This window comes from Streptococcus sp. A34 (assembly GCF_043674115.1).
In the GTDB taxonomy this organism is placed as follows: Bacteria; Bacillota; Bacilli; order Lactobacillales; family Streptococcaceae; genus Streptococcus; species Streptococcus suis_V.
Genome location: NZ_JBIMJM010000047.1, coordinates 1 through 12,303 on the forward strand (window position 1 = coordinate 1; position 12,303 = coordinate 12,303).

Genomic DNA, 12,303 nt, shown 5'->3' on the forward strand with positions numbered 1-12,303 from the left:
AAGTCTTTGAATTATCAAACACCTTACCAAGTTTTTCTGAGTTATATAAAAAGTCTAACTTAATTTGACAATTTAAAATATTAGAAAAAGGAAATGATGTTATAGAAAATTTCCGATAATAATCTGCGTAAAATGTAAGCGCTTTGAAATTCATCTTCCGTCGGAAAAAATGAAACCTGATGTGGTATAATAAGTAGAAACTTTCTAGAATGAGGTCCGATGTGTCGAATAAATTGCTTTCGCGAGTGGGGCGAGAGGATAGGATTATTCCAAGGCGGTTGAACATGCTGTTTGCCATTGTCGTCTTCCTGTTTTCAGTCCTGATTGCTCGTTTAGTGGATATGCAGCTAATCAATAAAGATTTTTATGTCCAAAAATTAGAGACTGCCAGTCAAAAAGTGGTGTCAAGAAGTTCGGTCCGCGGTCAGATTTATGATGCCAAAGGTCTTCCGCTAGTTGAAAATAAGTTAAGCCAGGTGGTGTCCTTTACTCGGTCAAATAAAATCACTGCCAAAGGAATTCGGGATATTGCGGAAAAATTGGTAGCCTGGGTGTCCTTGCCTGAGGATATTCGTGTGTCGGAGCGGGACAAGGCAGATTACCTCTTGGCGGATACAGATGTCTATGAAAAGGTTGTCGCAGAGCTCCCAAGAGAGAAGCGGTTCGGTATCGATGGAAACCGCCTGAGCGAAGGAACAATTTATGCCAATGCCGTAGAGAGCTTGGACCCCAAAGATTTACAATTGACGGAGGCTGAAGAGAAGGTTGTCTACCTCTTTACCCAAATGAACAAGGCTGGCTTTTTTGAGACCGTCCGCCTAGCAACCCAGCCCCTCAATGCAGAACAGATTGCCTTGATTGCTTCTCATGAGCAGGACATGCCTGGGGTTACAACAGTGACCAATTGGGACCGTCTTGTCAAAGATACCTCGCTTTCCTCGATTATTGGAACGGTGACGACGGAGCAGGTTGGTCTCCCTGCAGAAGATGCTGAAGATTATCTGGCCAAGGGCTACTATCTGAACGACCGTGTGGGAACTGCCTACCTTGAAAAGCAGTACGAAGGCGTCTTACAAGGGCAACGAGAGCTCAAGGAAGTCAAGCTCAATCGAAATGGAAATGTCGAGTCTATCGATACAATCCAAGAAGGTCAAAAAGGAAATAATATCAAGTTGACCATTGATTTGGCTTTCCAAGATGGTGTCAATGCCATATTGAAGAAATACTTTGAAAGTGAGTTATCAACCGGAAGCGCACTCTATTCAGATGGTGTATATGCTGTAGCTTTAGAACCGACTACTGGTGCAGTGCTGGCCATGTCGGGTTATAAACATGAAAAGGGGACAAGTAGTATTACCGAGGATGCTCTTGGAACTATCACAAGCGTCTTTACTCCAGGTTCTATTGTCAAGGGTGCAACTATTTCATCTGGTTGGGAAAATGGAGTTATCAGTGGCAATCAAGTGCAGTTAGACGAACCAATCTATTTTGCAGGTTCTGCTCCAATAACATCTTGGTATGGTGCTTATGGTAGTAATCTGGATGTTACACAGGCGTTAGAATATTCTTCAAACGCATATATGGTAAAAATTGCGCTTGGTTTACTTGGACAAACCTATTCTCCTAATATGTTTTTGAACGATGGAGATGCATTGACAAATGCGATGACAAAACTTCGTTCTACTTTTGCGGAATATGGATTAGGTGCTCCAACAGGAATTGACTTACCGCTTGAATCAACAGGTTTCTTACCAGAAGAATATTCCACCGCAAACTTTATTACGAATGCATTTGGACAGTTTGATAACTATACACCGATGCAGATGGCTCAATATGTAGCGACAATCGCCAATAATGGAACTAGAGTAGCTCCTCACTTGGTGGAGGGGATTTATGGGAATAGCGCAGAAGGTGGTTTAGGTGAGTTAATTGAGAAGAAGACAAGTACAGAACTCAATAAAGTTGCCATCTCAGAACAGGATTTGGCTATTCTACAACAGGGATTTTATCAGGTAGCAAATGGAAGTGGTAGCTTTAATACCGGGCGTCAAATCAGTAATGGTGCTGCTGTGTCTATCAGTGCCAAAACAGGTACTGCAGAGACATTTACGACGGATAGAAATGGTCAGGTTATAAGTGCTGTAAATACCAATATCGTAGCTTATGCCCCAAGTGCTAATCCTAAAATTGCTGTAGCAGTTGTTCTACCAAATCTGACAGATTTTAATTCCACAGCTAGCATGACTATTGTGACAGAAATTATTAATTTATACAATTCACTTTACCCAATGAATTAAGGAGGCTTATGCTCTACCCAACTCCCATAGCTAAATTGATTGACAGTTATTCGAAACTACCAGGAATCGGTATTAAAACAGCTACACGTCTAGCCTTTTATACCATCGGTATGGAAGATGATGTGGTCAACGAATTTGCTAAAAATCTCCTGGCGGCTAAAAGAGATTTGACCTATTGTTCCATTTGCGGCAATCTGACAGACCAGGACCCTTGCGGTATTTGTCAAGATATCAGCCGTGACCAGTCGACCATTTTAATTGTAGAAGACAGTCGAGATGTGACAGCCTTGGAAAATATCCAAGAATACCACGGTCTTTACCATGTCTTGCATGGCTTGATTTCCCCGATGAATGGCATTGGACCAGACGATATTAACTTAAAGACCTTGCTAACTCGTTTGATGGAAAATGAAGTGACAGAAGTCATTGTAGCGACAAATGCAACAGCTGATGGTGAAGCGACATCCATGTACATCTCACGTGTCCTAAAGCCAGCAGGTATCAAGGTTACTCGCCTGGCAAGAGGATTGGCAGTCGGAAGTGACATTGAATACGCAGATGAAGTCACCCTCCTTCGCGCCATTGAGAATAGGACAGAATTATAGTTTAGGAGACCTTGGTCCGCCCATCAGATAAAAAATATGCTATACTAACTATAGTTGTTTTGAATTAGAAAAGGAAAGTATATGACAAAAGAAACTTTAATTTTACTATATGGTGGTCGTTCAGCAGAACGCGAAGTATCCGTTTTATCAGCTGAGAGCGTCATGCGTGCCATCAATTATGATAAATTCTTTGTAAAAACCTATTTCATCACGCAAGCTGGTGACTTTGTGAAGACCCAAGAATTTTCTCAAACACCAGCTGCTGATGAAAAATTGATGACCAATGACACGATTGTAGCAGAACAAAAAATCCGTCCAAGCGACATTTATGAAGAAAATGCGGTTGTCTTCCCAGTTCTTCACGGCCCTATGGGTGAAGACGGTTCTATTCAAGGATTCCTAGAAGTTCTGAAAATGCCTTATGTGGGGACCAATATCTTGGCGTCAAGCGTTGCCATGGACAAGATTACGACAAAGCGCGTGCTGGAGTCAGCAGGGATTGCCCAGGTAGCCTACACGACCTACTTTGAAGGTGAGGATTTGGAGGAGGCCATCGCTGAAACCCTGACAAAACTGCATTTCCCGGTCTTTATCAAGCCAGCCAACATGGGCTCTTCAGTCGGCATCAGCAAGGCTGAGAACGAGGCTGAACTCCGCTCTGCTATTGCGCTTGCAATCAAATATGACAGCCGTATTCTCATTGAGCAAGGGGTAACTGCTCGTGAGATTGAGGTTGGGCTTTTGGGAAATGCTGACGTGAAAACGACCCTGCCCGGTGAAGTGGTCAAGGACGTTGCTTTTTACGACTACGATGCCAAGTACATTGATAACAAGATTACCATGGAAATCCCAGCTAAGATTGACGAAGCTATCATGGATGTCATGCGTGACAATGCCGCCAAGGCCTTCCGTGCCATCGGTGGTTGCGGACTGTCCCGTTGTGATTTCTTCTTGACAGAAGAAGGCGACATTTTCCTCAATGAGCTCAATACCATGCCAGGATTTACCCAGTGGTCCATGTATCCCCTGCTTTGGGACAATATGGGCTTGGTTTATCCAGACTTGATTGAAGAGCTGGTTAGCCTAGCCAAGGAAATGTTTGACAAACGAGAAAGCCATTTGATTTAAGGCAGTGAGAAAGGTTGGAATGCTCCAATCTTTTTTCTTGCAATGGCTTTCAGAATGGTCTACAATGATATGTATATGTTTGGAGGAAAGTTATGTATCAAACGAAAGTCAAGGGGGATGCTCTTTTTCAAGCGACGTCGGCTGGATACGGAGATCCTATTACAAGCTTTGGGGTGACTGAGAAAGGCGAGACACCTGTCAGTCTGGTCAATATTGCCCTGGCGGCCTGCGTGACCATGTGTGTACAAGGTTATTATGCCAGCCAAGAAAATAATAAAACTATGCCTGTCCAGGTGGAAAGTCAGTTAGAAAATGACCGTTTTGACTTGACTATCGCCATTGCTGAGGCGGTCTCAAGTGAAAAGCAGGCGGCTATCCTAGCCTACGTGGACAAGAAGTGCAATGTCAAGGTTCTTTTGAGAGAGGACTTGACCATCAACACAAGCTTTGTGGTCTTAGAAAGTGTGGAATAAAAGTGTTTTTAGCGATTGAAGAAATGCGGCAAAACAAGCTGCGCTACGGCCTGATTTTAGGACTCTTAATCTTGATTTCTTATCTGGTCTTTTTCCTGACAGGCCTGGCCTATGGTCTCATGCAGGAAAACCGTACTGCGGTGGACAAGTGGCAGGCAGATTCTATCTTGGTATCCTCGGAAGCCAATCGTCTGATAACAGCCTCAAAAATCGATGCTCAGTTGATTGACAAAGTGGAGGCAGACCAGAAGGCTCTCATCCGCCAACAGGCTGGTGTCGCCTATGTTAAGGAAGATGCCAGTTCGGATGACAAGGAAAAAGTCAATATCTTTGCGGTTGAGGCTGATAGTTTCTTAGAGCCCAATATTGTCCAAGGCCGTCTCTATGAAAAAGCTGGAGAGATTGTTGTCGAGCAAAATCTAGCTCAGGTTGAGGGATTTGGTCTAGGAGATGAGATTTATCTATCTGGTACGGATGAAAAAGTGACTATTGTTGGCTATACGGACAAGGCTTACTTCGGTGTAGCTCCGGTGGTCTATATGGACTTGGAAGCCTTTGGTGATCTCATGCAGGGTGACGATCAGCAGGTCTCTAGTAAGCTGGCCAGTGCGATCATTGTTCGAGGTGCAGCAGATAAGTTTCCAGCAGATTTGGAAAATGTTGCCACCGCTGATTTTATTGAGAATTTGCCAGGCTATAAGGCACAAAATATGACCTTCGGCTTTATGATTGGCTTTTTGATTGTGATTTCAGCCATTGTCATTGGTATTTTCATCTTTGTGTTGACAACCCAAAAGTCTCCGATTTTCGGGCTTATGAAAATCCAAGGTCTGTCAAATGCCTATATTTCAAGATCTGTGTTGGCTCAAACCTTCTTGCTGGCAGGTTTTGGGACAGTCATTGGTCTGGCTGGAACCTACTTGTCTTCCTTAGGTTTGCCAAGCGCTGTGCCATTTGAAAACAATTGGACCTTCTATCTGACTATTGGGGCTGCTCTGATTGTCTTTGCTCTACTGGGGGCAAGTTTCTCCATTCGCTCGATCTTCAAGGTCGACCCGTTGAAAAATCTATCCTAGGAGGTTGATATGAAAACATTGATTTTTGAAAATATAAGTAAAACCTTCCAGGACGGAAGTCAGACTATCACCGCCCTCAAGCCGACCAATTTCTCTATTGAAGAGGGGAAATTTGTGGCTATTATCGGGCCGTCTGGTTCGGGAAAATCTACCTTTCTAACCCTGGCAGGTGGTCTGCAAACACCGACAGCTGGCCGTGTTCTCATTAACCAAGAAGATTATTCTGATTTGCCAGAGAAAAAACGGGCCAAGCTCCGCTACCGTGATATCGGTTTTGTCCTCCAGGCCTCCAATCTCATTCCTTTTTTAACCGTTGAGAAGCAGTTGATATTGGTGGACAAGGTCAATAAATCAGCCTATCCAAGCAAGCGCCATGAGCTCTTGGTAGAATTGGGTGTGGACCATTTGAAAAATAAGTTTCCCAAGGATTTGTCTGGCGGTGAGCGTCAGCGGGTTGCCATCGCACGGGCTCTCTACAATGATCCAGCCCTGATTTTGGCAGATGAGCCGACAGCCAGCCTAGATAGTGACCGGGCCTTTGAAGTGGTGAATCTTTTGGCCAAAGAGAGCAAGGAGCGGAAAAAGTCTATCATCATGGTGACCCATGACCAGCGTATGATTGAAAAATGCGATAATGTCTACGAGATGAAGGACGGCGTTCTTACCCAGGTTCGCTAAATAAAGGCAAAAGTGATATAATGGAAAGAGCCCATCGGCTCTTTTTATAGTCTTTTAGTTTGCTTTTAGTACTAGGCAACGAGTCGTAGGCTGTACTAGAGTACGGCAAGATAAGCTTAAACAATGACCTTGTTTGAGGTTGGAAATAAGGAAAAAAAGTTTCCTCATTCGTCGAAGTAATAAAAGATAAACTAAATGACGATACATGGAGAAATCAAATGAAATTAACTTTACACGAAGTCGCTCAAGTTGTGGGCGCAAAAAATGATGTAACGAACTACCCCGACACACCGCTCCGTCAAGTCGAATTTGACAGCCGCAAGATTGAAGCGGGCGACCTCTTTGTTCCGCTCAAGGGTGCGCGTGACGGTCACGACTTTATTCCGGTGGCTTTTGAAAATGGCTGCGCGGCTACCCTGTCTGAGGTCATTCTTAATGTCCCCCATATCCTAGTGGACGACTGTCTGGCTGCGCTACAAAAATTAGCTGCCTACTATTTAGAAAAAACAGGTGTTGACGTCATTGCGGTCACTGGTTCAAACGGAAAAACCACGACCAAAGACATGATCCACGACATCCTTGCCACCACCTATAAAACCTATAAGACCCAAGGCAACTACAACAACGAAATTGGTCTGCCTTACACAGTTCTTCACATGCCCGATGATACGGAAAAATTGGTCTTGGAAATGGGTCAAGACCACTTGGGTGACATTCATCTCCTATCTGAAATTGCCAAGCCAAGCCTGTCTGTCATTACCCTTTTTGGTGAAGCCCATTTGGAATTTTTCGGCTCACGAGAAGAGATTGCTAAAGGAAAATTGCAGATTGCAGATGGAATGGAGCCAGGAAGTAAACTCTTGATCCCTGCAGATCCGATTGCGGATAAGCTCTTGCCGAGCCATGTAGACCTCATTTGCTTCGGCGAGCAGGCTGATTTGCAGGTGACCAGTCTAGTCGAGTCAAAGGATAGCCTGACCTTCACCGTCAATTTTATGGACGGCGACATTTTCCTCCCTGTAACAGGCAAGTACAATGCCACCAACGCTATGGTAGCAAGTTATGTGGGCAAGACCTTGGGTGTGCCTGATGAGGCAATCAAGTCAGCCCTAGCTGGTCTAAACTTGACCCGCAACCGCACCGAGTGGAAGAAGGCGGCAAACGGAGCAGACATTCTCAGCGATGTTTACAATGCCAATCCAACGGCCATGCGCTTGATTTTAGAGACGTTTTCAAGTATTCCAGCCAACCAAGGTGGTAAGAAAATTGCGGTTCTGGCGGAGATGAAGGAGTTGGGTGCTCAATCGGTCGACCTCCACAATCAAATGATTATGAGTCTATCACCGGATGTCCTAGATACAGTGATTTTCTATGGTCAGGATATTGAGGAGCTATCTCAGCTGGCTAGTCAGATGTTCCCGCTTGGTAAGATCTATTTCTTCAAGAAAACTGCGGAAGAGAATCAGTTTGATGACTTAGTTGCTCAGGTCAAAGCAGTTTTAGGTCCAAACGACCAAATCCTTCTCAAGGGCTCTAATTCTATGAATTTGGCCAAGCTGGTTGAGGAATTAGAAAAGTAAAGAAAGACTTATTTATTCAATTAGCTCTTGTTACTTCTGTCGATATTTGATATACTAATTAAAATACTTGTCAAGGAGGCTCCAGTGTTTGAAGTGTTTTTTACCAGTCATCGCAGTCAAGCTCCCCAGCTGGATATTTTAACCTATCTGTCGCTCTTGCTCATCTATGTTGGCCTGCTTTACTTAGCAGTTGTTTATCATCGTTCGCCTAAGATCAGACGATTCTTTTGGGGCTTGCAATGCCTTCAGGTCATTGCCCTTTATTCCTGGTACATGGCCGTAGACTGGACCTTGTCCGAGAGTCTCCCCCTCTATCATTGTCGATTGTCTATGCTCTTTATGCTTTTTGCCAAGCCTGGTCCGCTCAAGCGGTATTTTGCCTGCCTGGGACTCTTTGGCTCTCTTGTGGCCTTTGTCTATCCAGTTTTTGACCCCTTTGCTTTCCCTCACGTCACCATTTTGAGCTTTATTATCGGCCATTACGCTTTGGCGGTTAACAGCCTTATCTATCTGCTGTCTGAGCAGAAGGAGGATGATTTGGACAGGACCTTTGTGATTCGGGTGACACTGTTGACCCATAGTTTGATGTTGCTAGCCAATCTCTTTTTGAAGGGCAATTATGGATTTTTATCAAAAACGCCCTTGATTAACAGTGAAAATGTTGCCTTCAACTTCTTATTGGAGACCGGGCTCTTTGTATTTGCTGTTCTGCTAGTTAATAGTTTGGTTCAGAATCTTCTAAAAAAAACGGATTGGAACTGGGTTAGACATTGATTTTCAGATAGTTTGAAAATTCCCTTGAATTTCGGTATAATGAGAGAGTTGCAGTAGTGGCTCTCTTTTTTTGTACTCTTTTGATTTGGTGGGCAAAAGAAGAAGTCAGCTCTGCTATGGACCAAAGAAAAAAGGAATAACAATCATGTCACTACAAGAAGAAATCAAGAAACGCCGCACCTTTGCGATTATCTCTCACCCGGACGCGGGTAAGACCACCATTACCGAGCAGTTGCTCTACTTTGGTGGTGAAATTCGTGAGGCAGGGACGGTCAAGGGGAAAAAGACTGGTAACTTTGCCAAGTCTGACTGGATGGATATCGAGAAACAGCGTGGTATCTCTGTTACATCGTCTGTTATGCAGTTTGACTATGCGGGCAAGCGTGTCAATATCCTGGATACACCAGGGCACGAGGATTTCTCAGAAGATACTTATCGTACCTTGATGGCGGTGGATGCAGCTGTCATGGTGGTGGACTCTGCCAAAGGTATCGAGGCCCAGACCAAAAAACTCTTTGAGGTTGTTAAGCACCGCAACATTCCTGTTTTTACTTTTATCAACAAGTTGGACCGTGATGGTCGTGAGCCGCTTGATTTGTTGCAGGAGTTGGAAGAAGTCTTGGGTATTGCCAGCTACCCCATGAACTGGCCAATCGGTATGGGGAAATCTTTCGAGGGACTTTATGACCTCCATAACAAATGCTTGGAACTCTATCGTAGAGAAGAGCGTTTTGCAAGCTTGGATGAGGGGGATAAGTTATTTGGCTCTAACCCATTTTATGCACAAGTTCTGGATGATATTGAACTTCTGGCGGAAGCTGGGAATGAATTTTCAGAGCAGGCGATTTTGGACGGCGATTTGACCCCTGTTTTCTTCGGCTCAGCCCTGACAAACTTTGGTGTGCAGACCTTCCTTGACACCTTCTTGGAATTTGCTCCAGAGCCACATGGTCACAAGACGACAACTGGGGATGTCATTGATCCGCTCAACAAAGACTTTTCAGGCTTTGTCTTCAAAATTCAAGCCAACATGGACCCTCGTCACCGCGACCGTATCGCCTTTGTCCGTGTGGTTTCAGGCGAATTTGAACGCGGTATGGCGGTCAACCTGCCTCGTACAGGTAAGGGAGCCAAGTTGTCAAATGTGACCCAGTTCATGGCCGAGTCACGTGAGAATGTGGAAAATGCAGTAGCGGGGGACATTATCGGGGTTTACGATACGGGAACCTACCAGGTAGGAGATACCTTGACCGTAGGCAAGAACAAGTTTGAATTCGAACCGCTACCAACCTTTACCCCAGAAATTTTCATGAAAGTTTCTGCTAAAAACGTCATGAAACAAAAATCCTTCCACAAGGGAATTGAGCAACTGGTGCAAGAAGGAGCTATCCAGCTCTACAAGAACTACCAGACTGGCGAGTATATGCTGGGTGCCGTTGGTCAGCTTCAGTTTGAAGTCTTCAAACACCGCATGGAAGGCGAGTACAATGCTGAGGTAGTTATGACCCCAATGGGTAAAAAGACAGTCCGCTGGATCAAGCCAGAAGACCTAGATGAACGCATGTCTTCTAGTCGAAATATCCTAGCCAAAGACCGCTTTGACCAACCAGTTTTCCTCTTTGAAAACGACTTCGCCCTCCGCTGGTTTGCGGACAAATACCCAGATGTGGAGTTGGAAGAGAAGATGTGAGAGTAGTGCAGAAATCGGTAGTTTGCCTTGCAAACTCGATTTCGTCGTCTTTCCCTCGCAAGGGTGTCCAGTAATGTGTTGATGCCTACTGCATCGAGGTTCAGTGAACCTTTTCTAGTGAGAGATGAGAGCTGATGTTAAGCAGCTTACCTTCTTCAGCCAATCCAATCAATCCTATAATAAGTCAGGCAATTCCTGGCTTTTTTTCATTTTGTTATCATTGCAAAAAAAGCATTATTATAATATACTATAATTATATAAATGGAAATGGATTGGAGGTCTGAACTTTGTTTTACTACCTTAGAAAATGCAAGTTGGCAATAGTTACTTATATTGCTGTGTCGGTGGTCTATGCTCTGATTTTAGCGGCAACAGGTTTTATTTATGCGCGTGTTTCGGAAGCGGCCTTATCTGGTGACCAAAAGGCATTTATGACTAGTTCGGTGATTGCAGTGGTATTCTTTTTATGTGACGGCTATTTTGACTATCTGCCGCGCTATCTCAAGTTTAAGGTAATCAATCAGATTATGGAAGAAACGCGCAATCAATTAGTGACTGTCTATGCGCGTGAGAACTTAGGAGAGGCAACAAAAGACAGTCAGGCAGATAAGGTCCATGCCTTGGTTCATCATCTGAACATCTTAGAAACTACCTATCTAACACCGCTTCTATCCATGGTGACAAGCATATTAGTCTTTAGTTTTTCCTTGATTGGAGCTCTCTACCTTCAAGGAACCATGGCTATGATCATGTTGGCGCTCTGCTTTATTCCATTTTTGGCTCCGGTGATTAATAAGGGGATTTTAGCTCGTGCGACAAAGGACAGTCAGGAGGAGAAGAATGCCTATCTCACCTTGTTTAGTGAGTTTGTAGAGGCCCTCTCCTTTATCCGCATCAGCACCATCACGCCAGTTTTTCAAGAAAAGCTGGCGGTATCCAGTCAGGAATACACTAGGCGTGCTAACCGTTTTGCCCAAAAACAATCCCAGACTTATGCGGTTTCCTACAGTTTGAGCAGCGTAGTCTATTCAGGTTCCTGGATTATTGGAGGGATCTTTGTCTTCCAAGGTCTGCTGAACATTTCGGATTTGATTGCTATGACAACCCTGATGGGGACGGTGGCTGGGCCTATCCAAACCATGTCAGGCTTGCTGACGGATTATCTGTCTAGTCGGACGGTTGTGGAGGAGTTGACAGGTCTCTTGAATAGGAAGGAAGAAGGTCACGCTGCCAAGCCAGTTTTGAAGGAATCCATTACTAGCCTTGGTCTGGAAGGGATTGACTGTCGCTATCAGGACCATCTGATTGTGGAGAATTTTTCTTATCTTTTTCAAGCCAATAAAAAATATGCTATCTTGGGCAAGAGTGGGAGTGGGAAGACGACCTTGCTCCGCCTCTTGCTGGGGATTCAGAAACCAGAGGCTGGAAGAGTCCTGGTCAACCAGAGGAATCTGGCAGAACTGGACCAGCTTGCCCTCTTTCGGAAAGTCTATTACCTACCGCAGAAAACCAATCTATTTACAGCTAGTATCGGGGATAATTTGACCTTGTTTGCGCCTTTAGATGAGTCTAAAGCGATGGTTTGCTTGCGGCAAGTTGGTTTAGAGGACTGGTTCTATCGGCAGGGAGATGGATTTGCTACTCTCTTGACCTCTTCTCAGCAATTATCAGGTGGGGAAGAGAGACGGTTTGATTTGGCGCGTGCCCTTTACCGTGATGCAGAGGTCTTTTTATTTGATGAACCTACAACAGGTTTAGATTCTCAAAGCGAACAATTGATTGCGGATAGTCTCGAGAAAATAAGGGACAAACTGGTGATTGTTGTGACACACTCTCAGGAGGAAAGTTTTTTAGCCCTCTTTGATGAGCAGGTCCATCTATCAGTTTGACAGCAGCAAAAACTCTTCTGGGGTTTTTGCTTTTTTTAGGCTCTTTGTCAACTGTAGTGGGTAGGTGAAAAGCTAACACCTAGAGAGGACGAAATTCGTTCTCTCTTTTTGTA

10 protein-coding genes are annotated in these 12,303 nt (G+C 44.4%); all 10 read left to right on the plus strand.

Going from position 1 to position 12,303, the window contains the following annotated elements:
- Positions 1-209 precede the first annotated feature (209 nt).
- The 10 genes from pbp2b (at position 210) to ACHBGV_RS09475 (ending at position 12,190) form a co-directional block, all read left to right on the plus strand.
- Positions 210-2,297 carry a penicillin-binding protein PBP2B gene (gene pbp2b / locus ACHBGV_RS09430; protein WP_167785299.1) on the plus strand — a complete coding sequence of 696 codons (2,088 nt, stop codon included), beginning with the start codon at positions 210-212 and terminating at the stop codon, positions 2,295-2,297.
- Positions 2,298-2,305: 8 nt separating this feature from the next.
- A complete protein-coding gene (gene recR, locus ACHBGV_RS09435) occupies positions 2,306-2,902 on the plus strand; it encodes a recombination mediator RecR (RefSeq protein ID WP_105154236.1) in 597 nt (198 codons plus the stop codon).
- A gap of 81 nt (positions 2,903-2,983) precedes the next feature.
- A complete protein-coding gene (locus ACHBGV_RS09440) occupies positions 2,984-4,030 on the plus strand; it encodes a D-alanine--D-alanine ligase (protein WP_394736205.1) in 1,047 nt (348 codons plus the stop codon).
- A 92-nt stretch (positions 4,031-4,122) separates the two neighbouring features.
- Positions 4,123-4,503 (plus strand): OsmC family protein, encoded by a 381-nt coding sequence (locus ACHBGV_RS09445; protein ID WP_105137013.1) that lies wholly within the window; start codon positions 4,123-4,125, stop codon positions 4,501-4,503.
- A gap of 2 nt (positions 4,504-4,505) precedes the next feature.
- On the plus strand, positions 4,506-5,579 hold the full coding sequence (locus ACHBGV_RS09450; RefSeq protein WP_105110800.1) for an ABC transporter permease: 1,074 nt from the start codon (positions 4,506-4,508) through the stop codon (positions 5,577-5,579).
- A gap of 9 nt (positions 5,580-5,588) precedes the next feature.
- The gene (locus ACHBGV_RS09455) at positions 5,589-6,257 is read left to right on the plus strand and encodes an ABC transporter ATP-binding protein (protein WP_105110801.1); all 669 of its coding nucleotides are present in this window, start codon (positions 5,589-5,591) and stop codon (positions 6,255-6,257) included.
- Between the two features lie 218 nt (positions 6,258-6,475).
- Positions 6,476-7,837, plus strand: a complete 1,362-nt coding sequence (gene murF, locus ACHBGV_RS09460; protein ID WP_394736207.1) for a UDP-N-acetylmuramoyl-tripeptide--D-alanyl-D-alanine ligase — start codon at positions 6,476-6,478, stop codon at positions 7,835-7,837.
- An 84-nt stretch (positions 7,838-7,921) separates the two neighbouring features.
- On the plus strand, positions 7,922-8,611 hold the full coding sequence (locus tag ACHBGV_RS09465) for a TIGR02206 family membrane protein (protein WP_238140724.1): 690 nt from the start codon (positions 7,922-7,924) through the stop codon (positions 8,609-8,611).
- A 145-nt stretch (positions 8,612-8,756) separates the two neighbouring features.
- Positions 8,757-10,301 carry a peptide chain release factor 3 gene (locus ACHBGV_RS09470; RefSeq protein WP_394736208.1) on the plus strand — a complete coding sequence of 515 codons (1,545 nt, stop codon included), beginning with the start codon at positions 8,757-8,759 and terminating at the stop codon, positions 10,299-10,301.
- A gap of 314 nt (positions 10,302-10,615) precedes the next feature.
- Positions 10,616-12,190 carry an ATP-binding cassette domain-containing protein gene (locus ACHBGV_RS09475; RefSeq protein ID WP_394736209.1) on the plus strand — a complete coding sequence of 525 codons (1,575 nt, stop codon included), beginning with the start codon at positions 10,616-10,618 and terminating at the stop codon, positions 12,188-12,190.
- Positions 12,191-12,303 lie beyond the last annotated feature (113 nt).

Bases quoted from the DNA above. Each gene is read 5' to 3' on its own strand.
- pbp2b (WP_167785299.1), top strand. From the start codon at position 210: ATGAGGTCCGATGTGTCGAATAAATTGCTTTCGCGAGTGGGGCGAGAG.
- ACHBGV_RS09455 (WP_105110801.1), top strand. From the start codon at position 5,589: ATGAAAACATTGATTTTTGAAAATATAAGTAAAACCTTCCAGGACGGA.
- murF (WP_394736207.1), top strand. From the start codon at position 6,476: ATGAAATTAACTTTACACGAAGTCGCTCAAGTTGTGGGCGCAAAAAAT.
- ACHBGV_RS09470 (WP_394736208.1), top strand. From the start codon at position 8,757: ATGTCACTACAAGAAGAAATCAAGAAACGCCGCACCTTTGCGATTATC.
- recR (WP_105154236.1), top strand. From the start codon at position 2,306: ATGCTCTACCCAACTCCCATAGCTAAATTGATTGACAGTTATTCGAAA.
- ACHBGV_RS09445 (WP_105137013.1), top strand. From the start codon at position 4,123: ATGTATCAAACGAAAGTCAAGGGGGATGCTCTTTTTCAAGCGACGTCG.
- ACHBGV_RS09440 (WP_394736205.1), top strand. From the start codon at position 2,984: ATGACAAAAGAAACTTTAATTTTACTATATGGTGGTCGTTCAGCAGAA.